The following is a 25,649-nucleotide window of genomic DNA, read 5'->3' as shown; positions in this document are numbered from 1 at the left end:
ATGCAAGCAATGAACATTCGACTTGATTGAAAAACACATGTTCATTATTGATGGTTCAACTACGGAGGATTCACGAAATGGGCATCAACATCTCCCCGACCGGTCTGGCGCGGGATCTTCAGGAGCGCGCAGCTTCGGGCAAGCCTATACGCATCGGCCTCATCGGCTCCGGCGAGATGGGCACCGATATCGTCACCCGCGTGGCGCATATGGCCGGCGTGGAGATCGGTGCGATCTCCGAGCTCAACATGCCCAACGCTCACAAGGCGGTCGACATCGCCTATCGGAAAAAGGGGCACTCCCGCGAGGTCGGCACCGCTTCCGACATGACGGCAGCCATGGAAGCCGGCAAGATCGCGGTGACGGATGATGCCGATCTGGTGCTTGGCAACGATCTGATCGACGTGGTCATCGATGCCACCGGCGTTCCGGCCGTGGGGGCCGAGATCGGCCTGCGCGCCATGGAGCACGGCAAGCATCTGGTGATGATGAACGTCGAGGCCGACGTCACCATCGGCGCTTACCTGAAAAGCGAAGCCGATCGCCTCGGCGTCACCTATTCGCTGGGCGCGGGCGACGAGCCGTCTTCCTGCATGGAGCTGATCGAATTCGTCTCGGCCATGGGCCATCCGATCGTCGCCGCCGGCAAGGGCAAGAACAACCCGCTCAACATCGATGCGACGCCGCCCGCCTATGAGGAGGAAGCGCACCGCCGCAACATGAATGTGCGCATGCTGGTCGAGTTCGTTGACGGCTCCAAGACCATGGTCGAGATGGCGGCGATCGCCAACGCCACCGGTCTGGTGCCCGACAAGCCCGGCATGCACGGCCCCGCCGCCACGCTGGACCAGCTTTCCAGCGTGCTGGTTCCGGAAAAGGATGGCGGCGTGCTCTCCAAGATCGGCGTTGTCGACTACTCCATCGGCAAGGGCGTGGCGCCGGGCGTGTTCGTCGTCGCCGACATGTCGCATCCGCGCATTTCGGAGCGCATGGAAGACCTGAAGATGGGCAAGGGCCCGTATTTCACCTTCCACCGCCCCTATCACCTGACGTCGCTGGAAGTGCCGCTGACCTGCGCCCGCGTCGTGCTCTACGGCAAGGCCGACATGGTGCCGCTGGCCAAGCCCGTCGCCGAGGTCTGCGCCGTCGCCAAGAAGGACATGCAGCCGGGCGAGAAGCTCGATGCCATCGGCGAATATTGCTACCGCGCCTGGATCATGACGGCGCCGGAAGCACGCGCCGCCAAGGCCATTCCCTGCGGCCTCCTGCAGGGCGGCGCGGTGACCGCGCCGATCAAGAAGGGTGAACTGATCACCTATGCCAACGCCGCGCCGGCGCCGGGATCGAAGATCGCCGAACTGCGCGCCCGGCAGGACAAGCTCGTTTACGGTTAAGGAGCCTGAATATGGCCACAGCGAACAAGGCGGCGGGGCAGACGAACCTGCCCTTCGCCTACACCCGGTACAGCCACGAGCAGCTCAGGGACGTGCTGCGCAAGATGTATCTGATCCGCCGCTTCGAAGAGGGCGCGGAAGACAGCTACATGCGCGGCCTGATCCACGGCACCATGCACCTGTCGATCGGGCAGGAGGCGAGCGCCATGGGCATCTGCATGCCGCTGACCGACGAGGACCAGATCACCTCCACGCACCGCGGCCATGGGCACTCCATCGCCAAGGGCGCGGACGTGAAGAAGATGTTCGCGGAGTTCTTCGGCAAGACGACCGGCTACTGCAAGGGCCGGGGCGGCTCCATGCACATCGCCGATGTCAGCAAGGGCAATCTGGGCGCCAACGGCATCGTCGCGGGTGGCATCCCGATCGCCGTGGGTGCGGCGCTGTCGGCCAAGCGCCTCGGCAACGGCAAGGTCGTGGTCTCCTTCTTCGGTGACGGAGCCAACAATGAGGGCGCGTTCCACGAATCGCTCAACATGGCCTCGATCTGGAAGCTGCCGGTGATCTTCGTGTGCGAGAACAACGGCTACGGCATGTCCACCTCCACGGCGCGCTCGACGGCCGTGGCCAACATCGCCGACCGCGCCGCCGCTTATTCGATGCCGGGCGTGATCGTCGACGGCAACAATTTCTCGGAAGTGGCGGAAGCCTCGCATGCGGCAATCGAGCGGGCGCGGGCCGGCGAGGGGCCGACGCTGATCGAATCCAAGACCTACCGCTATCGCGGCCATTCCAAGAGCGACCGCAACCGCTATCGCACCAAGGAAGAGATCGAGGACTGGATGACCAACCGCGATCCGATCACGCTGTTCGAGACCGAGCTGAAGGAATTCGGCGTGATCGACGATAAGGGCATCGAGGCGATCCGCGAGGACGTGGCGCGCGAGATCGCGGAAGGCATCGAATACGCCAAGGAAGGCCCCATGCCCGAAATCTCCGACCTTGCCCGGTTTGTCTATACGGAAGAGGTGGCATGATGGATGCGGCTGTGCGCGAACTGAGCTACTCGCAGGCCATTCAGGAAGCCATGGCGATTGCCATGGAGGCCGACGAGCGCGTCATTCTCATGGGCGAGGACATCGGCGTCTATGGCGGCGCGTTTCAGGTGACCGGCGATCTGGTCGAGCGCTTCGGTCCCGACCGGGTGATGGACACGCCGATCTCCGAGCTTGGTGGCGCGGGCGTCGCCGTGGGTGCTGCCGTGACCGGCCTGCGCCCGATCTTCGAGTTCCAGTTCTCCGATTTCGCCACGCTCGGCATGGAGCAGATCGTCAATCAGGCTGCCAAGATGCGCTTCATGCTGGGCGGCGAGGTTTCGGTTCCGGTCGTCATGCGCTTTCCGGCCGGTTCCGGCACGGGGGCTGCGGCCCAGCACAGCCAGAGCCTCGAGGCGTGGCTGGCGCATGTGCCGGGCCTGAAGGTGATCCAGCCGGCAACCCCGCATGACGTGAAGGGCATGCTGCTGGCGGCCGTCGCCGATCCCGACCCGGTGATGATCTTCGAGCACAAGCTGCTCTACAAGATGAAGGGCCCGGTGCCGGAAGGCCATTACACGGTGCCGATCGGCAAGGCCGAAGTGCGCCGCGAGGGCAGGGACCTCACCATCGTCGCGACCTCCATCATGGTGCACAAGGCGCTGGAAGCGGCGGAAGTGCTGGCCGGCGAGGGCATCGACATCGAGGTCATCGATCTCAGGACCATCCGCCCTATCGACCGCGAGACGGTGATTGCGAGCGTGAAGAAGACCTCGCGCCTGCTGTGCGTCTACGAGGCGGTCAAGACGCTGGGCATCGGCGCCGAGATCAGCGCGATGATCGCCGAGAGCGAGGCGTTCGACTATCTCGACGCGCCCATCGTGCGGCTTGGCGGGGCCGAGACGCCGATCCCCTACAATCCGGAGCTGGAAAAGGCCGCCGTGCCGCAGGTGCCCGGCATCATCGCCGCTGCCCGCGATCTGGCGAAGGGAGTGCGCTGAGACATGGCCGTCGAAGTCATCCTCCCAAAGGTCGACATGGACATGGCGACCGGCCAGATCTCGCGCTGGTTCTTCAAGGAAGGCGACGCCGTCAGGCAGGGCGACGTGCTGTTCGAGATCGAGACAGACAAGGCCTCGATGGAGATCGATGCGCCGGCCAGCGGCATCCTGCGCAACATCACCAGCAAGGAAGGCGTTGACATTCCGGTCGGCCATGCGGTGGCTTGGATCTATGCCGAGGGCGAGGATACGGGTGTTGCCGCTCGTCCGGCTGCCGAAGCCAAAGCTGACAAGCCTGAATCTTCATCTGCTGAATCGTCCTCCCAGGACAGGTCCGCGCAGGCTGCGCCCGCCGTACGGGATATGCCCGTGCAGGCGGGTGCGGTCCGCGCCACGCCGCTGGCGCGGCGTCTGGCCCGCGAGGCCGGTCTCGACCTGTCAGGCGTGTTCGGTTCGGGTCCGCAGGGGCGGGTGGTGAAGGCCGACGTGGAAGCCACGATTGCCGGGGGCGGGGCGAAGGCTGCGGCACCCACAACCGCAACCGCAGCACCTGCCGCTGCTCCCGCCGCCAAGCCGATGTCGGACGACGCCGTGCTGAAGCTGTTCGAGGAAGGCTCCTACGAGCTGATCCCGCACGACAATATGCGCAAGACCATCGCACGGCGTCTGGTCGAGGCGAAGTCGACGGTGCCGCACTTCTACCTGACGGTGGATTGCGAGCTGGATGCTTTGCTTGGCCTGCGCAAGCAGCTCAACGACGCCGCTCCGGTCAGAAAGACCGAAAAGGGCGAGGAGCCGGCCTACAAGCTCTCCGTCAACGACCTGATCATCAAGGCGCTGGCGCTGGCCCTGAAGGAGGTTCCCGACGCCAACGTGTCGTGGACCGAGGGTGCGATGGTGAAGCACGCGCATGCCGATGTCGGCGTCGCCGTCTCCATCCCCGGCGGGCTGATCACGCCGATCGTGCGCCGTGCGGAGGAAAAGAGCCTGTCTTCGATCTCCAACGAGATGAAGGATCTGGCGGCACGCGCCCGGACCCGCAAGCTGAAGCCGGAAGAGTATCAGGGCGGCACCACGGCGGTGTCGAACCTCGGCATGTTCGGGATCAGGGACTTCGCCGCCGTCATCAACCCGCCGCATGCGACGATCCTTGCCATTGGCGCGGGCGAGCAGCGGGCGGTGGTGAAGGATGGCGAGGTGAAGGTCGCGACGGTGATGTCGGTGACGCTGTCGACCGACCACCGGGCGGTGGACGGCGCGCTGGGTGCCGAACTGATCGGCGCCTTCAAACGCCTTGTCGAAAACCCGATGGGTCTGGTGATCTGAGCCGGCATTGGTGTTTCCCGGCAAAGGACCTATATTCGGCCTGATAATTTTCTGCTCCCGGTCAACGCCGGGGGCGGGGAATGCTGTTCCAGAAGATTGATCGGGCAGGGGAACGGAAAGCTGTTTGGCTTCCGTTTCGGCGCCCCGGCAGCAGGGAAACTCAACATGCCTCCGTTCGGTCCCTCCGACGTCCGCAACATCGTCTCCAAGGTGATGAGCGCCTCGCCGGCCGATATCAAGCTGGTGGCGCAGCGTCTGCACGACCATGCCTTCGAGGAACGGCTTTCAGGCGAGGATACGGCACTGCTGGTGCAGGAGCTGGGCTATGAAAGCCTCGATGCCTTCTGCACCGATCTGCAACTTCCCGCCCATATTGCCGAGCGCTGGGCGCGCTTCGGCATTTCCGTGGAAATGCGGCAGGTGCTGACCCTGCTCGTCACCCACCGCCGCCGCATGAACGACGCGGTGCGCGAATTCGAGGACGTGACCAATGCAGGCCTCGACGATTTTCTGCGCGAGCGCGGGCTGATCTGAACCGGACGCTTAGCCGGCCACGGTCAGCGCCTGCGCGGTGTCGCTGTCGGTGATCAGCACGTTCGTCTCGAAGGCGTTGAGCGCGGCGCGGATGGCGGCGATCTTGTGGCGGCCGCCGGCGGCCAGAACCACGTTGGGAATGGCGCCGACCACATCGAGGCCGATCGCCATCACCCGGTCGTTGACCTCGTGATCGACAAGTTTTCCCTGCGTATCGATGAAATAGGAAAGCACATTGGCCGTCGCCCCCTTTGCCCGCAGCGAGGGGATGAGCGCAGACGGCACCAGACCGTGCCGGAAGATGGTGGCGTCACGAGAAATCTCACCCACCGTCAACAGGGCGATGTCGGCATTGGCGGCGCGGGTGCGGACGTCCAGCAGTTCGGGCTGCGCCCACAGAAGATCGCGCAGCGCCGGATCGTGCAGCATGACGGGCGCGGTGATCTGGTAGCTGTCGACGCCGAAAATATCGGCGACCTTGGCCGCCACGATGGACGGGTTGATCCATTGCGAATGGGGCAGGGCCCCGACTAGGCCGATGACGGACGCATTCTGCAATTGCCGGCGGCCGAGATAGGCGAGGCTGGCGTGCAGCGTCGCGCCCCCGCCGATGGCAAGCGTCATGCCGTCCTGCATCTGCTCGCCGAGATAGAGCGCGACCGCATGGCCGATGGCCTTCTCCAGATGGGCGGCATCTTCCGGTGTCGGCACCACGACGGCCGCATCGAGGCCGAAGCGCTTTTCCAGCGCGCGCTCCAGCGCCACCTGTCCGGCGGTTTCGGCATTGATGGTGGTGACGACGACGCCCTCGGCAGTGCAGGCGGCCAGCGTGCGCATGACCTTGACGCGGCTGACATTCAGCTTTTCCGCGATCTGCTCCTGCGTCAGACCCTCGACATAGTAGAGCCATGCGGTCTTGACGTTGATGTCGGAGGAGACGAGCGGCGCTTCGCGCACTGGCGCGGCCTGCTTCCTGTTTGTTGATCGCTGCATCTGCTTTTCCCGATTCGCACCTGAAGTGCTGCGCAATCCTTCAGATTCGCTCCCCGCACTTCAAGCTCCTGCTTTCACGCCTGTCGTTGCCCCGAAACCGGTTCCCACTTTCGGGAGACATGCTTTAACATCGTGGATAAGCACTGTGTCGGCAAGGACACAGTTCATGTGTTCATTTGTGTTTGACAAGGAACAAATGAACATTGCATATGAACAACGGGCGTGCTGTCATCTATGGGTCATATACGCCGTGCAGGGAGGAGCAGGCTTGGTCGGCAAAGAAGCCGCAAGCCATGCACAGAAGACGATCAGGAGGTCTCATGAACACGCGTTTCGTCTCACTACTCGCGAGCAAGGTGGCGATTGCCGCAATGCTCTTTTCGGGCGCCGCCAGCGCCGATACGCTGACGCTTTACACGTCGCAGCCGGAGGCTGACGCGACAAAGACCGTCGAGGCCTTCAAGAAGGCCAATCCGGGCACCGAGGTCAGCATCTACCGCTCCGGCACCAGCGACATTCTGGCCAAGCTCGCGGCCGAGTTCGCCGCCGGCAGCCCGCAGCCCGACGTGCTGCTCATCGCCGATGCGGTGAGCATGGAACTGCTCAAGGGCGAAGACCGCCTGCTGGCCTACCCGGAAGCCAAGATTGACGGCATCGAGCCGGATGCCGTGGACGCCGACAAGACCTATTTCGGCTCCAAGCTGATCACCACCGGCATCGCCTACAACACCGCTGCCGCCCAGAAACCCGAGCACTGGGCCGATCTCGCCAAGCCGGAATACAAGGACGGTCTGGTGATGCCGAGCCCGCTCTATTCGGGCGCTGCAGCCTATCTGCTCTCGGGCTTCGTGGCCGACAGCAACTATGGCTGGGACTTCTTCCAGAAGCTGAAGGACAACAACACCATTTCCGTGCGCGGCAACGGCGCGGTGCTGAAGTCGGTGGCCAGCGGCGAGAAGCCCTACGGCATCCTCGTCGACTTCATGGCCATGAACGCCAAGGCCAAGGGCTCGCCGATCGAGTTCGTGTTCCCGTCCGAGGGCGTGCCGGCGGTGACCGAACCGGTCGCCATCATGAAGACGGCGAAGAATGTCGAGGGCGCCAGGGCGTTTGTCGACTTCATCCTGTCCGATGAAGGCCAGAAGCTGGCGCTCGACATGGGCTACCTGCCTGCCAAGGCATCCGTCGGCCGGCCCGAGTGGCTGCCGGAGGGCGTCGAGTTCAAGGTGATGTCGTTCGACCTGCCCACCATCCTCAAGAACACCGAAGCCGACAAGGCGAAGTTCTCCGAACTGTTCGGGGGCTGACATCAGGGCGATGGGGCCGGCGGCGAGGAAATTCCTGCCGGTCCCCGTCCGATCGCGGTGGCCATCCGCCATTCGCCATCTATCGGGCGCTTAGAGCGCGTCGCGTTCAAATGAAATCAGGCAACGTGTTTTAAGTCCTTATCCTTACGCATGTCGTTCCCCTGAAATCGGTTCCTGTTTGGGGTGACATGCTTCAGGGCTTACCGGGAAATCAACAATGTCCGCACCTGTAAAAGAAAGCCGGGGCCAGGAGATGGCCCTGACGGTGGTGGTTGCCATCGTCATCGTGCTGCTTTCGCTGCTGCCGATGCTGCGCCTCGTCAAAGAGATCGTGGCGCCGGGCGGCGCGCTTTCCGACACGGCGATCCGCATGGGGCTTGCCAATCCCGCCACATGGACCGCCACGGTCAACACGCTGGTGGTCGGCTTCGGCGGCACCGCGCTTGCCGTGGTGCTCGGCACCTTCATGGCGCTTCTGGTGACGCTGACCGACATACGCGGCCGCTCCATGCTGGTGCTGTGCTACGTGATGCCGCTGATGATCGCGCCGCAGGTGACCGCGCTGGCCTGGCTGCAACTGTTCGGGCCAGCAAGCCCGTTCCTCAAGATGATCGGCATGGCGCCGCCCATCGGCACCCGCAATCCGCTCTATTCGACGGAAGGCATCATCCTGCTTCTCGGCGTGCAATACGGGCCGCTGGTGTTCCTGCTGGTGCGCGCCGGCCTGCGCAAGCTGCCGCGCGAGCTGATCGAGGCGGCGCGCTCGGGCGGGGCGGGCTGGTTCACGGTGCTGTGCACCATCGTGCTGCCTTTGATGACGCCCTCCATCGTGGCGGCCGCGGCACTCGCCTTCGTGTCCTGCGTCGGCAATTTCGGCATCCCCGCCTTCCTCGGCATTCCGGCGAACTATCTCGTGCTGCCGACGCTGATCTACCAGAAGCTGGCCGGCGGCGGTCCCTCGGTGCTGGGCGAGGCCGCCTTCCTTTCGGTGCTGATCGGCGTCATCGCCATGGCCGGCATCGTCGGGCAGGAGCTGATGAGCCGGCGCCGCGACTACCGCATCTCGTCCACCTCGCTGCCGGCCGATCCCTATCCGCTCGGCCGCTGGAGGCTGCCGGTGGAGATCTGCATGTGGCTCCTGATCCTGCTCATTCTCGTGATGCCGATGTTCGGCCTGCTGCTCACCTCGCTGGTTCCGGGTTACGGCATTCCGCTCAGCTGGGCGACGGCCACGCTCGACAATTACCGTTTCGTGCTGTTCGAGCATGCGGCGGCGAACCGCTCCTTCTTCAACTCCTTCGCCCTGTCCATCGCGGCGGCGGCGTTCGCCGTTCTGGTCGCGGTGCCGGTGGGCTACATGGTCGCCTGGGGCAGGCAGAAGTGGATCCGCTACGTGAACCTCGCCATCGAGCTGCCCTATGCGCTGCCCGGCGTGGTGCTGGCGATCGCCGCACTTCTGATGTTCCTGCGGCCGATCCCCTTCACCGGCATCCAGCTCTACAACACGGTCTGGATCATCCTCTACGCCTATCTCGCGCGCTTCCTCGTGCTGGCGCTGAGGCCGACGGTGAGCGGCTATCACCAGATCGACAGGGCGCTGGAAGAGGCCGCGCAGGTGGCGGGGGCGGGGCTGTTCACGCGGCTACGCACCATCGTCTTCCCGCTGGTTGCGCCGGCGGCCCTTGCCGGCGGACTGCTCATCTTCATGACCGCGCTCAGCGAACTGACCGTCTCGGCGCTGTTGTGGTCCTCCGGCTCGGAGACAATCGGCGTGGTGATGTTCTCGTTCGAGCAGGGCGGCGATTCCAGCTATGCGGCGGCGATGTCGGCCATCACGGTCGCCGTCACCTTCGTGCTGATGCTCGCCACCAACCTGCTCGCCCCCTACCTTCCCAACGGAGTTCTGCCATGGCGGGATTGACGCTCTCCAACGTAACCAAGACCTTCGGCGATTTCGACGCCGTCAAGGACGTTTCCATCGACGTGCGCGACGGTGAGTTCCTCGCCGTGCTCGGCCCCTCGGGCTGCGGCAAGACCACGCTGCTCAGGCTGGTGGCCGGCTTCGAGCAGGTGAGCGGCGGCGACATCCGCATCGGCGGCAAGACGGTCTCCGATGCCGGCGGCAGCGTTCCACCGGAGAAGCGGCGCGTCGGCATCGTGTTCCAGAACTATGCGCTGTGGCCGCACATGACGGTGGCCGAAAATGTCGGCTATTCGCTGAAGGTGGCCAGCGTGGACAAGGCCGAGGCGAAGCGCAAGGTGGACGAGGCGCTGGCGCTGGTCGACCTGACCGGCCTTGCCGACCGCCGCCCGGCCAATCTCTCGGGCGGGCAGCGGCAGCGCGTGGCGCTGGCGCGCTGCCTCGTGGCCGCTCCCTCGCTGGTGCTGTTCGATGAGCCGCTGGCCAATCTGGACGTGCATCTGCGCGCCTCGATGGAGGACGAGTTCGCCGCCTTCCACAAGCGCACCGGCACCACCATCGTCTACATCACCCATGACCAGTCGGAGGCCATGGCGCTCGCCGACCGTATCGCGGTGATGGACCATGGCCGGCTGGCGCAGCTCGCCACACCGCGCGAACTCTACACGGAGCCGGCGAGCGAAATGGTCGCCTCGTTCATCGCGCAGGGCATCGTGCTTCCCGCAAAAGTGCTTTCGGCCGAAGAGGGCGGAAAGGCGCGCGTGGAGGTGCTGGGGCAGGAGGCGACGGTGCGCTGCCGCGCCGGCGACGGACCGCGCGCGGCCGCCAGCATCTGCGTGCGCACGCCCGATCTCGAAATCGCAGGCGAAGGCGAGCCCGGCATCGACGGCACGGTCGTCCGTGCGGTCTACAAGGGTGGCGCGCTGCGCATCGACTTCGCGCCCGCCGCCGATCCGGAGCGGCTGATCAGCTTTGAATATCCCGGCCATGAAGGGTTCGAGGAAGGCGCGCGGCTGCGGCTGCGCATCGTTTCGGGCTGGCTGATTCCGCGGAACGGGACGGAGAATAGGCAATACGCATGACACTGGACGTAGAACTCGCAGGCGGCTTCGGCGAGAAGGGCCGCACCAGCGTCGTGGTGGGACGCGAGGGCCAGCGCGTGATGCTGGATGCCGGCATCAAGGTGGGTGCGACCGGCCGCGACTACTATCCGCGCCCGCTGACGCCGGTGGACCGGCTCGACGCCGTGCTGATCTCGCATGCGCATGAGGATCATGTCGGCGCGCTGAACTGGCTTTTGTCGGAAGGCTTTCGCGGGCGCATCCTGATGACCGCCGAAACGCGCGACGAGGCGCCGGCGACGCTGGCCGCCTATGGCGAGCAGGCGCTTGTCGAGGCCTATCCGTTTCCCGCCGACAGGATCGAGCTGTTCAGGCCGGGCGACGTGCTGGACGTCGCCGGATTCCGCATCGCCACAGGCCGCTCCGGCCATGTGGTGGGCGGCGTGTGGTTTGCGCTGGAGGATGACGGCACCCGTGTCGTCTACTGCGCCGACGTGGTGCCGGACAGCGCCGTCTTCGTCATGGACCGGATGCCCGAATGCGACCTCTTGCTGCTCGACGCTTCCTATGGCGCGGACCCGGTTTCGGGTCACGAGCGGGCGCAGCGCATCGCCGCATGGATCGCCGAACGCGCCGGCGGCTGCCTTCTGCCGACGCCGCTTTCGGGGCGCTCGCTGGAACTGGTGGCGGCGATGCCCGGCCGCTTCGCCATCCATGCCTCGATGCGCGAGCATCTGCTGGCGCAGATCGAGGCGGTCCAAGCGCTGAAGCCCGGCATGCCCGAGCTGCTGCGCGCCCGCATCAATGCCGCGCTCGACTGGAAAGATGGCGAGGCGCTGCCGGACTGCCCGCTGCTGGCCGATGACGGCATGGGCAGGGCAGGGCCATCTTCGCGCCTCATTCCGCTGGCTGATGCGCAGGGGTTTCCGATCCTGCTCTCCGGCCATCTGCCGGCCGGCACGCCGGGCTTTGAGCTGCACGCGAAGGGGCGCGCCGACTGGATCAGGATGCCGACGCATCCGACGCTCGCCGGCAATGTCGAGATCTGGGAACACGCAGGCCGCCCGGCGGTGCTCGGCCATTCCTGCGGGCCCGACGAGATCGCCCGGCTGGGCGAACATATTCCGGCGCTGCAAAGCGGCCGGCGCACCGGCGACAGGCTGGTGGTGGGACAAGAGGTACTTTGATGAGAATTCTGGTTTCCAACGACGACGGCATCGATGCACCCGGCATCGCCCGCCTGACAGAAGCCGCGCGCCGCGTGAGCGAGGACGTGTGGGTGGTGGCGCCGGACCGCAAGCACACGGCGGCGGGGCCTTCGCTGACCATCGCCCAGCCGATGACCATGGAAAAGCGCGGCGACAGGCGCTTTGCCTGCTCCGGCCGCCCGGCCGATTGCGTGGTGTCTGCTTTTGCCTGGCTGTTCGAGAACGACCGCAAGCCGGATCTCGTCCTGTCCGGCATCAATGACGGGCGCAACGTGGCGGAAGACCTCGCCTATTCGGGCACGCTCGGCATCGCGCGCGAGGCGACATTCTGGGGCGTTCCGGCCATCGGCTTCTCGCAGGTCAAGAACCCCGAAATCACGGACGAGGGCGAATTGTGGCTCTCCGCCTTCATCGGCAAGCTGTGGGACAAGCGCGCGCAATGGGCGGCGCAGGGCCATTGGCTGAGCGTCAACCTTCCGACGCGTCTGCCGGCCGAGGTACGCCAGCCGGTGATCGGCCGCGACAAGATCGCCTCGAAGGCGGACGTCGTGGAAGAAGACGGCGACCGCACCGTGATCATCGTGCCGCGCGGACGCCCGCATACCTCGATCGAGGGCGACGAGAACAGCATGATCGATGCTGGCTTCGTCACCGTCAACCGGCTCAACTGGTTCGGCGGCACGCGGCTGGAAGACGAGCTTGTGGCGGGGCTCTGAGCCCCGCCAGCGAAATCGACGTCAAACCCGGAGCGGACCGAAATCCTTGCGGCGATGGACCACTATTGTGTCGCAGGTTTTGGGAGATCCGCGGCATTTATTGCCAAAAAGGCTTTTCACCCTCTCGCTTCGCCTCGCTCCTGCTGATGCCGAGATCATGCAGCCGGTCCTCGTCCATTTCGCGAAGGTCACGGCGCTGCTTCCAGCGATCCGGCCAGATGCGGAAGATCATTCCCACCATATGAGCCAGCCATGACATCCCGTTATCCCCTGCTTTCCGGCAGGGAGTGTCGTGATGATGCTTCCGGCCACCACGCAAGCGCGCCCCGGTGTAAATATCGTCTTGGCATCCATCGTATTCCCGTTTCGATTGACGTGGTCTTGCTCTCCTGACTAGCGGGAAACGGGAGTGGGATGTTTCGGCCGTGGCCGAACTGTGGGACGCTGACGGCGTAGCGTTTGGCTGCTAAGATTCGGCCATGTCGAATGTCGCCTCGGGAAATACGATAGCGGAGGTTGCAAGCCTGATCGGGGATGCAGCGCGCGCCAACATGCTCTCTGCCCTTATGGGCGGACAGGCATTGACGGCGGGCGAGCTCTCGCGACATGCCGGCGTCACCGCACAGACCACAAGCGGCCATCTCGGCAAGCTGACGGAAGCCCGGTTGATTGCCGTCGAGAAGCAGGGACGGCATCGCTATTATCGGCTTGCCTCGCCCGACGTGGCGCATGCCATTCATGCCCTGATGTCGGTTGCGGCGAGCGGGCCGAAGCGTCACCATCCGATCGGCCCGAAGGACGAGGCGTTGCGGTTGGCCCGCACCTGCTACGATCATATGGCCGGCCGGCTTGCTACTGCCCTTGCGGATGCTCTCACCGGCAAGGGCTATGTTATATTGGCGGATGGAGCCGGCCTTGTGACCGAGGAGGGCTGGCGTTTCCTGTGCGAGTTCGGCATCGATCCGGGCGACGCGACGCGCTCCAGACGCCCGCTTTGCCGAACCTGCCTCGACTGGAGTGAGCGGCGGCCACATCTCGCAGGTCGTCTTGGAGCTGCGCTTCTCGACCGGACACTCGCGCTTGGCTGGATCGCCCGCACAGCAGAAAGTCGCGCTTTGCGCATCAGCCGCGCCGGAGAAGCCGGGTTCAGCGGTACGTTCGATCTTCCGGCAGACTGGCGCAGGTCACCGTCAACGCCGTCCTCCTGAAACTTGCGACAAAGCTATCCGTGGGCGCCAGCCGCGTTCAGGTGTCGGTCACGGCAGGAGTTGGCTCGGGGATGGCTCAGTTCAGCTGAAAGCCCAGCCGGTCCAGTTCGGCCGTGATGCCCGCCCAGTCCGCGCAGGCGCGGGTGGCACCGCTGGATGTGAGGCGCTCGCCATGGCCAGCGTCGCTGTGGCCGCCGCCGATGTAGCCGATGGCTTTCATGCCTGCGGCGACTGCACCCTGAACGCCGAAATGCGAATCCTCGATCACCACGCAGTCGGCCGGATCGGCCCCCATCTTTTCAGCCGCAAACAGGAAGATGTCGGGCGCAGGCTTGCCGTTCTTCACCATTGACGAGGAGAAGATCGCATCGCCGAAGTGGGGAGCGATGCGGGTAACGTCGAGGCTGTGATGGATGCGCTCCAGCGATGAGGATGAGGCGACACAGCGGTCGATCTTCAATTCCGACAGGAATTCGGGCAGGCCGCTGGTCGGCTGAAGCCGCTCGGTGAACAGCGCCTTCGTTTCGAGCCAGAGGTCGTCGCGTGCGTGGTCGGGATACTGGTGGCCGGTCAGTTCCCGGATGCGGGCGATGATGTCGGCCTGTTTCATGCCAAAACACTGGCTGATGATGTCGACGCCGACGCCGGGCATGCCGTGGCGTTCGTAGACCCGTTCATAGGCAAGCACGGCGAGCGGTTCGCTGTCGACCAGTACGCCGTCGCAATCGAAGATGATGAGCTGTGATCCGGCCACTGTTTTCTCCTGATGGGGGATTTTTGCGATTATGTGAGGGGTTAAAGCATGTCGCCCGAAAGTGGGAACCGGTTTCGGGATAACGACATGCGTAAAAACAGAAACTTAAAGCGCCGGGAGCCAATCTGAAAGATCGCGATACGCTTTAGTGGCCTTGTATGGCAGGCTGGGCCGCGCCCTGAAGGGCAGGGTTCACGGCCTGCATGGCATGGCGCGCGGCCGGGTGGCCCGGCGCGATCCAGTTGGGCTCGCCGCCGAGAAAGCGGTCGAGGAAGGCGACGGCACAGGCCGGCACCTCGGCGACATTCTCGCGATAGGACCACCATGTGCGCAAATCGTCGGCGCAACTGTCGATGGCCGGAACCGTGCCGAATTCCTGCTCGTGGATCGCGGCCACGGCCGAGACGCAATAGTTGGTGTAGAGAAAGCCTTCCGGCCAGAAACGCACGATCTCCTGCGTGGACGTGGAAACGCCGGCGCCGGTTGCCGGCGCATCGAGCCCGGTGACGGCGCGCGCCGGATCATGGCGGATCAGCTCGCGCAGGGCCACACCGGCTGCAAAGACGATGAAATCGGCGCGGTTCACGCCGGCATAGACCTTCTGCCCTTCCGCGATCTCGATCCAGTCGAGGAAGGCGCGGGTGAGGCGGGCGTCGTCGATTTGGAACTGCACGCCGCAGGCGCGGGTCACGGCCTTCGCGCTGGCGCGGAAGGTGGCACGGAACCAGCGCAGGCGGCGCAGCCTGTGGTGCAGATCCGGCATCGCGGCCAGTTCGTCCTTGAACCGAAGGTCCATCATCCGTCCTCTTTGCAGGCTATTTTAGCACAGTCGCACCACCGCCCGCAGTCGATAAGGAAAGACATACATATTCCTGATAGCGAAAACAAATGTTCTCGATGGGGCGTCTCTCGCCATCAGGGCTTCGCTACCGGCACAAAGCGGGGGCCGGCCTTAGCGCAGGTGGAAGATGAGCATCGCAAAGATTGGCGTCAGATCGGCTGCCGGGTCTGCGGCACGGCAGGCTGGCATGATGCGGTCGAGACGGGCCTCCACCGCCAGCGCGGAAATGTCGAGCAGGTCGGAACCGCTTTCGGCATCGGCGTCTGAACTGGCAAGAGCTACGGCCAGCGCCATCGGCGCCAGCACTGAAACGGCCAGAACGGTTTCTGCTTCCAGCACATTGGCGATCCTGCCTTCGGGCAGGCGGGGCCGCACCGGCCTTGCCCGCAGAAGCTCGACCAGAAGTGCGGCGCACAGCGCGGCCGCGCGGGCTGTGCGTTCGGTTTCGCCGGCATCCGGTTTCAGGGGCTGGAAAAGGTTGCCGTGCTGGCGCAGCATGGCGGCATGAACGGCGGCGAAGCCGGCTTCCTGCACCGGTTCGGCAACCGCATTCCTGCGGGCCAGCATGGACTTTGCCAGATAATACATATCGCGGCGGAAAGCCCGCTCGCCGTCGAGCAGGCTGCCTGCGGGACGGAAATAGGTGTCGAACGGCATCGGCTTGGAATGGCCGCGCCCGTCATGGGGCACCAGTGTTTCGGCCATGGTCATGGCGTCGTCGAACACGCTGACGGCGCGGCTGACCAGTCCGTCGATCTCGGGCAGGGGGAAGGGCGTGCGCCCGCCGGGCGGCGGCGGCAGAACGCTGGCATCGCCGGTATCGTGCCGGTGGCGGCGGATGGCATGGCGCATTTCCCGCAAGCGGTCCTTGAGGTTTATGCGCACTTCCTCGGAAATTTCACGCAGCATTCCTGTAACCTGCACTTCGACACGGAATCCGGACACCAGGTGTTTCCCGGACCATTTCGATTTTCAGACTGACTACCAAAGCGTCATTTCCATGTCGGCATGGACATCAGAGTGCTTCGGGCAGTCTCGTATATTTTAGCATGATATGCCGAAAACAGGATTGCTCCTATCGTGCCTTGGCGGTCAATAGACCATATTGTGCGGTCGCTGAATCGTTACGGCAGCGGCGGCGTCGACCGGGGAGAGGGAATTGGCAAAGAAGCCCAAAGGAGACAGCGCTGCGAAGGCGGGCGGCGATTTCGCCGTGGGAAATGGCGGCACGGAAAGCCGCAGCGACCGGCTGCGCATTCGCGCGGCATGGATGTATTTCGTCGAGCAGATGACCCAGAACGAGATCGCCGACGTGCTGGGCATCGGGCGGGTCACGGTGGTGCGCATGCTGGCCGAGGCGCGGGCGCGCGGCGAGGTCAAGATCACCATTGAAAGCGAACTGGTCGAGATCGCCGCTCTTGAGCGCGAACTGGAGCGCGCCTTCGGGCTGGAGCAGGCGATCGTTGCACCGCTTTCCGCCCCCGGTTCCGATCCGATACCGGCGATAGCGGCCAGAACCGGCAGCTATGTCTCGGACATCATGAAGGCGGGCATGCGGGTCGGCGTCGGCTGGGGCCAGACGCTGTTTTCCAGCCTACAGTTCCTGAGCGCGCGGGCGCTGGCCGATTTCAAGGTGATTTCCCTGCTGGGCGGCGTCGGCGTGGCCCGCCGCTACAATCCGGCCGAATTCGCCTGGCGCTTCGCGCAGACCTTTCAGGGCGACGGCTATCTGATCCCGACGCCGGCGGTTGTGGACAGCATCGAAACCAAGACGGCGCTGGTGGAACGGTGCGGGCTGCAGGAAATCTTCCAGCTTGCCGATACGCTCGATGCCGTGCTGGTCAGCGTCGGCGGCATCGCATCGGCGACCACCTTCTATCGCGGCGGCTTCCTGAAAGAGGCGGACCGGGAGCAACTGGTGGAGAAGGGCGCGGTGGGCGATCTTCTGTTCCACTTCTTCGATCGCAATGGCGATCTGGTCGATCATCCGGTCAACAAGCTGGTGATGTCGGTCGAGGTCGACCGGCTGCGGCGGGCGCCGGTGCGTGTGCTCACGTCTGGCGGTGCGGAAAAGACCGATGCGCTGCTCGGCGCGATGAACCTGATCAGGCCGACCGTGCTGATCACCGATGAGGAAAGCGCGCGCCGGGTGCTGGCCGAACGCGCGGGCGCCGCGTCATAAGGCGGCTTCAGAGGCTCAGATGTTGAGGGCGATGTCGCCCGGAAAATCGTCGTTTGCAGCATCACGCATGGCGGCGAGGCTGCGGCTGTCCAGCACATTGGCAATGGCCTGACGCACCTCAAGCATCATGTGACGGACCTCGCAGGTCGCCTCGTCATCGCAATCGTCGCAGCGCTGGTACTGGGTGCGGCTGGCGCAAGCCAGCGGCGCCAGAGGCCCGTCGAGAACGCGGATGACATGGCCGATGCGGATTTCCGCCGCCGGACGGGCAAGGCGATAGCCGCCATCCTTGCCCTTGCGGCTGACGACGAAGCCTGCATTGCGCAACTCGACCAGTATCGCATCGAGGAATTTCTTCGGGATGTTGTTGGTCACCGCGATGTCGTTGACGAAGGCAAGCTTCCCTGATGGCAGCCTCGACAGGTGAACGAGGGCTTTCAGACCGTACTTGCCTTTTTTGGTGAGCATGCGTGCCGATGTCTTGCTGAATGCCGGATCGGGTGCTGAGCCGGAATTGGGCGAACGGGAAATTCAGGCCGGAACGACCTGAATTCCGAGGATAAGGCCATGTGTTGAATTCGACAAGAGCGGCGCCGAATATAGGAAAAGCCGGCGCGGGGCCGGCTTTTCCGTTTCAGAGGCAGAATGGGTCAGCGGTTGCCATAGGCCTGATCGAGCAGCGCGCCTTCGGCGAAGTGCTCGGCCTGAACCTTGTCCCAGCCGCCGAACACGTCTTCGACCTTCACGAGGCGCACATCCGGGAACTTGTCCCTGAACTCGGCGGCGACGGCCTCGTCGCGCACGCGCAGGCCGTTCTCGGCCTCGATCTTCTGGCCTTCCGGCGAATAGAGGAAGTCGAGATAGGACTTGGCGAGATCACGGCTGCCGTTCTGGTCCACGACCTTGTCGACGATGGCGACCGGGAACTCAGCCAGCAGGCTGACGGAAGGCACGACCTGCTCGTATTTGTCGGTGCCGTATTCGTTGGCGATGCCTTGCGTTTCGGACTCGAAGGTAATCAGCACGTCGCCGATACCGCGCTCGGCGAAGGTGGTGGTGGCGGCGCGTCCCCCGGTGTCGAACACCGGCACGTTGTTGAAGATTTTGGTGACGAATTCCTTCACCTTGGCCTCGTCGCCATTGAACTTTTCACGCGCATAGGCGGTGGCGGCCAGATAGGTGTAGCGCGCATTTCCGGAAGTCTTGGGGTTCGGGAAGATGATCTGCACATCGTCGCGCACCAGATCGTCCCAGTCCTTGACGTTCTTGGGGTTACCGGCGCGCACCAGGAAAGAGGGCAGGGAGTAGAAGGGCGAGGCGTTGTCCGGGAATTCCTTCTGCCAGTCGTCGGAGACCAGACCCTGCTTGACGAGGAAGTCGATGTCGGTGACCTGGTTGAAGGTGACGACATCGGCGGCGAGGCCATCTGCGATGGCGCGCGCCTGCTTGGAGGTGCCGGCGTGCGACTGGTCGACGGTCACGCCCGGATGTTCGGCCACGAAAGCCTTGTTGATCTGGACGAAAAGCTCGCGGGCCACGTCGTAGGAGGCGTTGAGCAGCTTGTCGGCCGCGAAGGCCGAGGCGGAGGAGAAGAGCAGACCGATGGCGGTGGTCGCGGCAAGGAGAAGGCGTTTCATGACGGGCTCCAGATGAGAATGTCCATCATATAGCCGCCGCTATCGTGTCGCCGCGAGGCATGGCTCTTCTATTGAAAGCTCCGTGTTGGAAAAAAATTCCACCATTTTGCCGATTTGGTGGAATTGTCGTCCTCGTCATTTTTCCTGAGTGGCGCTTTGCGGAAAAACCTTCCACTTGCGTGGACGGAAGGCCACCCGGCTCTTCTGCGCGGCCGGGTGATCGACGGGGAGTTCGATCTCCACCCGCTCGCGGTGTCCGCCGATTTCAAGCTCGACGCGGCGTGTGCCCGCCACGCGCCGGCTGGCGACGACCGTGCCGGCGATGCAACCGGAGCAGCCGTTGAGAAGCTCGATGTCGTGCGGGCGGAAGAACAGGGTGCCGGGACCGGCCGGCAGGCCGGGGGCGGAAAGGCCGACCGGACGCTCCGCCAGCCAGACCTGATCGTCCTCGACCTTTACCGGCAGCGAGCTGGAATCGCCGATGAAGCCGTAGACGAAGGGCGAATTGGGGTCGTCATAGACTTCATCGGCGGTACCGACCTGTTCGATGCGGCCCTGGCTCATCACCACGACGCGGTCGGCCAGCTCAAGCGCTTCCTCCTGATCATGGGTGACGAAGACGGTGGTGTGGCCGGTCGCCTCGTGGATTTCGCGCAGCCAGCGGCGCAGGTCGCGGCGCACCTGCGCATCGAGTGCGCCGAACGGTTCGTCGAGCAGCAGTACCTTCGGTTCGATGGCAAGCGCGCGGGCCAGTGCAACGCGCTGGCGCTGACCGCCCGACAATTGCGCGGGGTAGCGCTTTTCGAGGCCCGACAGCTGCACCAGATCGAGCAGCTCGGAGGCGCGCTGGCGGATCTGCGTGGCCGGCGGCCTTGTTCCGGACGGGCGCACCTTGAGCCCGAAGCCGATATTGTCGGCCACCGTCATGTGACGGAACAGGGCGTAATGCTGGAACACGAAGCCGACATTGCGCTCGCGGATGCTTTTTTCCGAGGCGTCTTCCTCGCCGAAGAAGATGCGGCCGGTGGTGGGCTGCTCCAGTCCGGCGATGAGACGCAGCAGCGTCGTCTTGCCGGACCCGGAAGGCCCGAGCAGGGCGATCAGCTCGCCGGAGCGGATTTCCAGAGAGACGTCATGGAGCGCCGGGAAGGTGTCGAATTCCTTGCGGACGTTGGTGACGCGAACTTGCATGGGCTCAATCCTGTCAGTGTCCGCGGGTGGCGGCGAGTTCGGCGCCGTAGCGCATTTCAAGGAGCGACTTCAGCGCCAGCGTCACCAGCGCAAGGCCCGCCAGCAGCGAGGCGACCGCAAAGGCGCCGGCGGCATTGTAGTCGTTGTAGAGGATCTCGACATGCAGGGGCATGGTGTTGGTCTGGCCCCGGATGTGGCCCGACACCACGGAAACGGCGCCGAATTCGCCCATGGCGCGGGCGTTGCAGAGCAGAACGCCATAGAGCAGGCCCCATTTCACATTGGGTAGGGTCACATACCAGAAGGTCTGCCAGCCATTGGCGCCGAGCGAGATGGCCGCCTCCTCATCTTTGGTGCCCTGTTCCTCCATCAGCGGGATCAGCTCGCGCGCCACGAAGGGGAAGGTGACGAAGATGGTGGCCAGCACGATGCCGGGAACGGCGAACAGGATCTCGATGCCGTTCGCCTTCAGCCACGGCCCAAGCGCGCTCTGGGCGCCGAACAAAAGTACATAGACGAGGCCGGAAATGACCGGCGACACCGAGAACGGCAGGTCGACCAGCGTGGTCAGGAAGGCCTTGCCCTTGAATTCGTATTTGGCGATGGCCCAGGCCATGGCGACGCCGAACACCAGATTGAGCGGCACCGATATGATGGCCACGATCAGCGTGAGGCGGATCGCGGAAATGGTGTCGCGTTCGGTGAGCGTGGAGAGATAGAAGCCGATGCCTTTCCTGAAGGCTTCCATGAACACCAGCACCAGCGGCAGGAACAGGAAGACGCCGAGGAAGACGAAGGCGACCGCCATCAGCGTCCAGCGGGCGTGGCGGCCTTCGGTGATGCCGGCATCGGCTGGCGGGGCCGCGCTGGCGGCGGATGCGACAGGATCAGCCATAGCGCTTGCGGCTCCACGATTGCAGCAGGTTGATGACGAGCAGCATGGCGAAGGAGATGATCAGCATGATCGCCGCGATCGCCGTGGCGGCGGGATAGTTGTATTCCTCCAGCCGGATGATGATGAGCAGCGGTGCGATCTCGGACACGTTGGGCAGGTTGCCGGCGATGAAGATGACAGAGCCGTATTCGCCCACGCCGCGTGCGAAGGCGAGCGCGAAGCCGGTAACGATGGCCGGCGCAAGGCCGGGGAACAGGACGCGGGTGATCGTCTGGAACCGCGTGGCGCCAAGCGTGGCCGCCGCTTCCTCGATCTCGCGGTCGATCTCCTCCATCACCGGCTGCACCGTGCGCACCACGAAGGGCAGGCCGATGAAGACAAGCGCGATGACGATGCCGAGCGGCGTATAGGCGACCTTGATGTTGAGCGAAGCGAGCGGGCCGCCGATCCAGCCATTGGGCGCGTAGAGCGTGGTCAGCGCAATGCCGGCCACCGCCGTTGGCAGGGCGAAGGGCAGGTCGACCATGGCATCAACGATGCGCCGGCCGGGAAAACGATACCGCACCAGAACCCAGGCGACCACCGTGCCGAAGACGACATTCACTACAGCTGCCGCAAGGGCGGTTCCGAAGCTGATCTTCAGGGCGTTTATGGTGCGTGCATCGGTGAGAATGGCCCAGAATTGAGGCCAGCCCAGCGAAGCCGAGCGCCATGCAAGGCCCGACAGCGGAATGAGGATAATGAGGGTGAGGTAGGCAAGCGAAAGGCCGAGCGTCAATCCGAAGCCTGGAATGACGCTCGGCTGCCTGAATCGCCACCCCGCTCTGGCGGGAACTGCGGTCATGTCGTCCCTTGTGTGTTAGGGTTTGGTTCTCCCAGACCTACTGGGCCGGCTTGTAGATCTGGTCGAATATCCCGCCATCGGCGAAATGGTAAGGTTGTGCTTTCTCCCAACCGCCGAAAATGGGGTCATCAATTCCAACAAGTTTGACTTCCGGGAAAATTTTTCTCTCTTCCTCGGGAACGAGGTCCGGTTTCGACGGTCTGTAGTAGTTTTTGGCCGCGATGCGCTGGCCTTCTTCCGAGTAGAGGTACTGCAGATAGGCCTCGGCCGTCTTGCGGGTGCCCTTGGCATCCACATTGGCGTCGACGATGGCGACGGGCGGTTCGGCAAGGATGGACTGCGAGGGAATGATCGTCTCGAAAGCATCCTCGCCATATTCCTTCTTGGCCAGGAACGCCTCGTTTTCCCATGACAGGAAGACGTCGCCGATCTTGCGCTCGGTGAAGGTGAGAAGCGAACCGCGGGCGCCGGTGTCGAGGATCGGCACGCGGCGGAACAGTTCCGCGATGTATTCCTTGATCTTCGCCTCGTCGCCGCCGAATTCGTGATGCGCCCAGCCCCAGGCAGCGAGATAGTTCCAGCGCGCGCCGCCGGAGGTTTTCGGGTTCGGCGTGATGATTTGCACGTCGCCCTTGACGAGATCGCCCCAGTCCTTGATGCCCTTGGGGTTGCCCTTGCGCACCAGCAGCACGATCGTGGAGGTGTAAGGGGCGGAATTGTTCTCGAAATGCTTGCGCCAGTCGGGCTTGATCTTCTGCGTGGCCTCGACGATGGCGTTGATGTCGCTTTCGAGCGCCAGCGTGACCACATCGGCATCGATGCCGTCGATGACCGAGCGGGCCTGCTTGCCGGAGCCTCCATGCGATTGCTGGACGTTGACCGTCTCGCCGGTTTCGGCCTTCCAGTGTTTGGAAAATGCCTCGTTGAACTCCTTGTAGAGTTCGCGCGTCGGGTCATAGGATACGTTGAGAAGCGTAGTGTCTGCCAGCGCAAAGCCGAGGGTTCCGAATTGTACGGAGCCGGCGATGAAGATGCCGAGCAGGGTATTCTTAGGGAATTGGCTCATTTCAGCCTCCTGTTCATACCATTCTACTCTATCGAATTGGTAGAAATTAGATGCACAGGACGTTGCGTTTTTCAACGCTCACGGGCAAAGCCCTGCCGCCCGCGGCTGCTATTTGAAAAAATCTTCTCTTTCCGCTACGGAAGAAATGTCGAGCGTGCGAAAGGTTTCGTGCGGCGGCGAAAGAGGGCGCAGGCGGCTACTCCACGATTACCTTCACGCTTGCAGCGCGTCCCGCCGCGTCGATGACGGTGAGGGTTGAGGTTCCCGCACCATCCGGCTGCCATGTCGCCGTGCGGCGGCGGTCTTCCTGTCCGAGCGGCCTGCCGTTGGCAAGCCAGCGGAAGGGCGCGCGCCCGCCCTGAAGCTTCAGAACCAGCGGGGTGACGGCGCTGGAGGCGGTTCCGAGATCGACGCGCGCGCCATCGGGCGGAAAGACGATGCGCGGTGCGGGCTCCACCGGACCTGCGGGTGCCGTGGCATCGGTGCCGAAGCGGGCGAGGGTGACGGGAAGCTCATCGCGGCGCGGATGGCGGCTGCCGGGTGGCGGACCGGGGAACGGCACGGCGGCGAGGCCGGAGCGGGCGAGACCCTCGAACACGATGGGTGCGGCCGAGACATAGCCGGAGAGGCCGGGAACCGCGGCGGCATCGGCGCGGCCGACCCAGACGCCCAGCACATGGCGCCCGTCATAGCCCACGGTCCAGGCATCGCGATAGCCGTAGGAGGTGCCGGTCTTGTAGGCGACGGCGCGCCGGGGCGCACCCTGCGGCGGGCGGATGCCGGAGAGAATGTCGGTGATCTGCCAGTTGGCCTGCGGGTCGAGCAGCGTCGCGCCCGAAGGCGTGGCGGAAGCGGGCTCGGTGCCGTCGCGCAGGCGGTGGACCTTGCCGCCGTTGGCGAGGCCGGCATAGAGCTGGACCAGATCGCGCAGGGTTATGCCGGCGCCGCCGAGCCCGATGGCAAGGCCGGGCGGCTCGTTCGGCGGCAGCACCAGCGACACGCCCGCATTGCGCAGGCGCGCGGTGAGCCTTGCCGGGCCGACCGCATCGAGCACGCGCACGGTCGGCACGTTGAGCGACAGTTGCAGGGCGCTGCGGATGCTGACATCCCCCTGATAGCCCATGTCGAAATTCTTCGGACGGTAGCCGGAGAAGTCGGCGGGGCTGTCGGAGATCAGCGTTTCCTGCGCCACCAGCCCCTGCTCGAAGGCGAGGCCGTAGATGAAGGGTTTCAGCGTCGATCCCGGCGAGCGCAGCACGCGGGTCATGTCGATCCAGCCGGAGCGGGCGGAATCGGTGTAGCCGGCCGAGCCCACTTCGCCGAGAATCTCGCCGGTGCGGGAATCGGCCAGAACCATGGCGACCGACAGCTTCGGGCCGAGCCGCGCGGCGGCTTCGCGGGCGACCGCCTCCAGCCCTTCCTGCACACGGCGGCTGATGGTGAGGCGAGGGGGTTCTTCGCCGGTGCGCAGCGCGCGCAGTGTGGCATGGGCGGCAAAGGACGGCATGGCGCGGCGGTAGGTGGGAACTTCTTCCAGTGCCGCGCGTGCCGCCTCGCGCTCACTGAGAAGGCCTGAGCTGACCATGCGCTCCAGAACACGATCGCGGGCAGCGCGGGCGGCCTCCGCATTGCGGTCGGGCCGGCGCTTTTCCGGCAGCTGCGGCAGGGCCACCAGCAGCGCGCTTTCGGATACGGTGAGGCGCGCGGGCTCCTTGCCGAACCATGCGAGCGAGGCTGCGCGCACGCCTTCCAGATTGCCGCCATAGGGGGCGAGGGTGAGATAGTGCCGCAGGATCTCGCGCTTCGGCAGCCGCCGCTCGATCTGCGCGGCGCGGGCGATCTGGCGCAGCTTTGCCGCGATGCTGCGGCTGGTGCGCGGCTCGATGAGACGGGCAAGCTGCATGGAGAGCGTCGAGCCGCCCGAGACGATGCGGCCATTGCTGCCGAATTGCAGCGCCGCCCGGCCGAGCGCCAGAAGGTCGATGCCGCTGTGGTCCCAGAAGCGCTTGTCCTCATAGGCGATGAGCATGTCGAGGAAGGCCGGATCGATGCGGTCGAGCGCCGCACCGAAGCGCCAGTATCCGTCCGGCGTGGCGAAGGCGCGCAGCAACTGGCCGTCGCGGTCGAGCACCTCGGCCGACAGGATGGGCTTTTCTGGCAGGGGCGGCGGGAAGGCGCGGTCGAGCCCCCAGAGCGCGGCCGTGCCGATTGCAACGGCGACGGCAGCGCTGATCGCAAATCTGCGCAGGGCTTTGCCTGAAAAACCCCTCATGCGACCTCGCTTCGCCAGCCAACCTTCTCCCACAAAGGGAGAAGAGGAGGTGCTGCGATATCGCTTGCGCAAATCTCTCCTGCCGGCAGGTGGCGACAAGGCTGTTGCAGTATCTTCCTTCTCCCTTTGTGGGAGAAGGTGGGTCGGCGCGCAGCGCCGGGATGGATGAGGGGTTCTTTCCTCAGCCTCAAGGCGTTGTGGGCTTCAGCACTCTTCATCCGAACACGCTTCGCGAGCCCACCTGCTCCCACAAGCTGAGAAGGG

Annotated in this window: 24 protein-coding genes; 12 read left to right on the top strand and 12 right to left on the bottom strand. The window is 64.6% G+C overall.

Going from position 1 to position 25,649, the window contains the following annotated elements:
* Positions 1 to 77: 77 nt before the first annotated feature.
* The 5 genes from HNR59_RS18370 to HNR59_RS18350 all read left to right on the top strand — a co-directional run bounded on the left by HNR59_RS18370 (position 78) and on the right by HNR59_RS18350 (position 5,289).
* Entirely contained in the window at positions 78 to 1,394 is a 1,317-nt protein-coding gene (locus tag HNR59_RS18370; protein ID WP_183832503.1) for an NAD(P)H-dependent oxidoreductase, read from the top strand.
* Positions 1,395 to 1,405: 11 nt separating this feature from the next.
* Complete coding sequence (locus HNR59_RS18365; RefSeq protein ID WP_183832502.1) at positions 1,406 to 2,431, top strand: thiamine pyrophosphate-dependent dehydrogenase E1 component subunit alpha; 1,026 nt, start codon at positions 1,406 to 1,408, stop codon at positions 2,429 to 2,431.
* Positions 2,431 to 3,429, top strand: a complete 999-nt coding sequence (locus tag HNR59_RS18360; RefSeq protein WP_183832636.1) for an alpha-ketoacid dehydrogenase subunit beta — start codon at positions 2,431 to 2,433, stop codon at positions 3,427 to 3,429. The genes HNR59_RS18365 and HNR59_RS18360 overlap by 1 nt, the downstream gene beginning before the upstream one ends.
* A 3-nt stretch (positions 3,430 to 3,432) precedes the next feature.
* The gene (locus HNR59_RS18355) at positions 3,433 to 4,755 is read left to right on the top strand and encodes a pyruvate dehydrogenase complex dihydrolipoamide acetyltransferase (RefSeq protein WP_183832501.1); all 1,323 of its coding nucleotides are present in this window, start codon (positions 3,433 to 3,435) and stop codon (positions 4,753 to 4,755) included.
* A gap of 165 nt (positions 4,756 to 4,920) precedes the next feature.
* Positions 4,921 to 5,289 (top strand): hypothetical protein, encoded by a 369-nt coding sequence (locus HNR59_RS18350; RefSeq protein WP_183832500.1) that lies wholly within the window; start codon positions 4,921 to 4,923, stop codon positions 5,287 to 5,289.
* A gap of 9 nt (positions 5,290 to 5,298) precedes the next feature.
* On the opposite strand, the gene HNR59_RS18345 is transcribed toward HNR59_RS18350, so the two are convergent.
* Positions 5,299 to 6,282, bottom strand: coding sequence for a sugar-binding transcriptional regulator (locus tag HNR59_RS18345; RefSeq protein WP_183832499.1), 984 nt, complete (start codon positions 6,280 to 6,282; stop codon positions 5,299 to 5,301).
* A 320-nt stretch (positions 6,283 to 6,602) separates the two neighbouring features.
* On the opposite strand from HNR59_RS18345, the gene HNR59_RS18340 reads away from it, so the two are divergent.
* From HNR59_RS18340 to HNR59_RS18320, 5 genes are all read left to right on the top strand, one after another.
* Positions 6,603 to 7,589 carry an ABC transporter substrate-binding protein gene (locus HNR59_RS18340; RefSeq protein WP_183832498.1) on the top strand — a complete coding sequence of 329 codons (987 nt, stop codon included), beginning with the start codon at positions 6,603 to 6,605 and terminating at the stop codon, positions 7,587 to 7,589.
* Between the two features lie 217 nt (positions 7,590 to 7,806).
* Positions 7,807 to 9,510 (top strand): ABC transporter permease, encoded by a 1,704-nt coding sequence (locus tag HNR59_RS18335; protein ID WP_183832497.1) that lies wholly within the window; start codon positions 7,807 to 7,809, stop codon positions 9,508 to 9,510.
* Positions 9,498 to 10,592 carry an ABC transporter ATP-binding protein gene (locus tag HNR59_RS18330; RefSeq protein ID WP_183832496.1) on the top strand — a complete coding sequence of 365 codons (1,095 nt, stop codon included), beginning with the start codon at positions 9,498 to 9,500 and terminating at the stop codon, positions 10,590 to 10,592. Before HNR59_RS18335 ends, HNR59_RS18330 begins: the two co-directional genes overlap by 13 nt.
* Positions 10,589 to 11,758: an MBL fold metallo-hydrolase gene (locus HNR59_RS18325; protein WP_343060865.1), complete on the top strand. Its 1,170-nt coding sequence runs from the start codon at positions 10,589 to 10,591 to the stop codon at positions 11,756 to 11,758. Before HNR59_RS18330 ends, HNR59_RS18325 begins: the two co-directional genes overlap by 4 nt.
* Complete coding sequence (locus tag HNR59_RS18320; protein WP_183832495.1) at positions 11,758 to 12,495, top strand: 5'/3'-nucleotidase SurE; 738 nt, start codon at positions 11,758 to 11,760, stop codon at positions 12,493 to 12,495. Before HNR59_RS18325 ends, HNR59_RS18320 begins: the two co-directional genes overlap by 1 nt.
* 97 nt (positions 12,496 to 12,592) lie before the next feature.
* On the opposite strand, the gene HNR59_RS21050 is transcribed toward HNR59_RS18320, so the two are convergent.
* A complete protein-coding gene (locus tag HNR59_RS21050; protein ID WP_425488681.1) occupies positions 12,593 to 12,727 on the bottom strand; it encodes a DUF1127 domain-containing protein in 135 nt (44 codons plus the stop codon).
* Between the two features lie 247 nt (positions 12,728 to 12,974).
* Here HNR59_RS21050 and HNR59_RS18310 point away from each other — a divergent pair, with 247 nt between their 5' ends.
* The gene (locus tag HNR59_RS18310; RefSeq protein WP_183832493.1) at positions 12,975 to 13,703 is read left to right on the top strand and encodes an ArsR/SmtB family transcription factor; all 729 of its coding nucleotides are present in this window, start codon (positions 12,975 to 12,977) and stop codon (positions 13,701 to 13,703) included.
* A 76-nt stretch (positions 13,704 to 13,779) separates the two neighbouring features.
* On the opposite strand, the gene HNR59_RS18305 is transcribed toward HNR59_RS18310, so the two are convergent.
* From HNR59_RS18305 to HNR59_RS18295, 3 genes are all read right to left on the bottom strand, one after another.
* A complete protein-coding gene (locus HNR59_RS18305; RefSeq protein WP_183832492.1) occupies positions 13,780 to 14,457 on the bottom strand; it encodes an HAD-IA family hydrolase in 678 nt (225 codons plus the stop codon).
* A 145-nt stretch (positions 14,458 to 14,602) separates the two neighbouring features.
* Complete coding sequence (locus HNR59_RS18300) at positions 14,603 to 15,253, bottom strand: hypothetical protein (protein ID WP_183832634.1); 651 nt, start codon at positions 15,251 to 15,253, stop codon at positions 14,603 to 14,605.
* Between the two features lie 156 nt (positions 15,254 to 15,409).
* Positions 15,410 to 16,243 carry a hypothetical protein gene (locus HNR59_RS18295; protein WP_343060864.1) on the bottom strand — a complete coding sequence of 278 codons (834 nt, stop codon included), beginning with the start codon at positions 16,241 to 16,243 and terminating at the stop codon, positions 15,410 to 15,412.
* A gap of 268 nt (positions 16,244 to 16,511) precedes the next feature.
* Between HNR59_RS18295 and HNR59_RS18290 the strand changes: the two genes are divergently transcribed.
* Positions 16,512 to 17,480 (top strand): sugar-binding transcriptional regulator, encoded by a 969-nt coding sequence (locus HNR59_RS18290; RefSeq protein WP_343060868.1) that lies wholly within the window; start codon positions 16,512 to 16,514, stop codon positions 17,478 to 17,480.
* A 15-nt stretch (positions 17,481 to 17,495) separates the two neighbouring features.
* On the opposite strand, the gene HNR59_RS18285 is transcribed toward HNR59_RS18290, so the two are convergent.
* The 7 genes from HNR59_RS18285 to pbpC all read right to left on the bottom strand — a co-directional run bounded on the left by HNR59_RS18285 (position 17,496) and on the right by pbpC (position 25,385).
* On the bottom strand, positions 17,496 to 17,948 hold the full coding sequence (locus HNR59_RS18285; protein ID WP_183832491.1) for an RrF2 family transcriptional regulator: 453 nt from the start codon (positions 17,946 to 17,948) through the stop codon (positions 17,496 to 17,498).
* Positions 17,949 to 18,130: 182 nt separating this feature from the next.
* Positions 18,131 to 19,117 carry a sulfate ABC transporter substrate-binding protein gene (locus HNR59_RS18280; RefSeq protein WP_183832490.1) on the bottom strand — a complete coding sequence of 329 codons (987 nt, stop codon included), beginning with the start codon at positions 19,115 to 19,117 and terminating at the stop codon, positions 18,131 to 18,133.
* A gap of 135 nt (positions 19,118 to 19,252) precedes the next feature.
* The gene (locus HNR59_RS18275) at positions 19,253 to 20,308 is read right to left on the bottom strand and encodes a sulfate/molybdate ABC transporter ATP-binding protein (protein ID WP_183832489.1); all 1,056 of its coding nucleotides are present in this window, start codon (positions 20,306 to 20,308) and stop codon (positions 19,253 to 19,255) included.
* A gap of 13 nt (positions 20,309 to 20,321) precedes the next feature.
* A complete protein-coding gene (gene cysW / locus HNR59_RS18270) occupies positions 20,322 to 21,203 on the bottom strand; it encodes a sulfate ABC transporter permease subunit CysW (RefSeq protein WP_183832488.1) in 882 nt (293 codons plus the stop codon).
* A complete protein-coding gene (cysT, locus tag HNR59_RS18265) occupies positions 21,196 to 22,047 on the bottom strand; it encodes a sulfate ABC transporter permease subunit CysT (protein WP_183832487.1) in 852 nt (283 codons plus the stop codon). The genes cysW and cysT overlap by 8 nt, the downstream gene beginning before the upstream one ends.
* A gap of 37 nt (positions 22,048 to 22,084) precedes the next feature.
* Entirely contained in the window at positions 22,085 to 23,113 is a 1,029-nt protein-coding gene (locus tag HNR59_RS18260) for a sulfate ABC transporter substrate-binding protein (protein ID WP_183832486.1), read from the bottom strand.
* Between the two features lie 196 nt (positions 23,114 to 23,309).
* Positions 23,310 to 25,385: a penicillin-binding protein 1C gene (pbpC, locus tag HNR59_RS18255; RefSeq protein ID WP_183832485.1), complete on the bottom strand. Its 2,076-nt coding sequence runs from the start codon at positions 25,383 to 25,385 to the stop codon at positions 23,310 to 23,312.
* Positions 25,386 to 25,649 lie beyond the last annotated feature (264 nt).

Source organism: Aquamicrobium lusatiense, from assembly GCF_014201615.1.
GTDB classification, from domain to species: Bacteria; Pseudomonadota; Alphaproteobacteria; order Rhizobiales; family Rhizobiaceae; genus Mesorhizobium; species Mesorhizobium lusatiense.
Note: the sequence above shows the minus strand (reverse complement) of the source record. Positions and strands in the feature narration are given on the sequence as shown.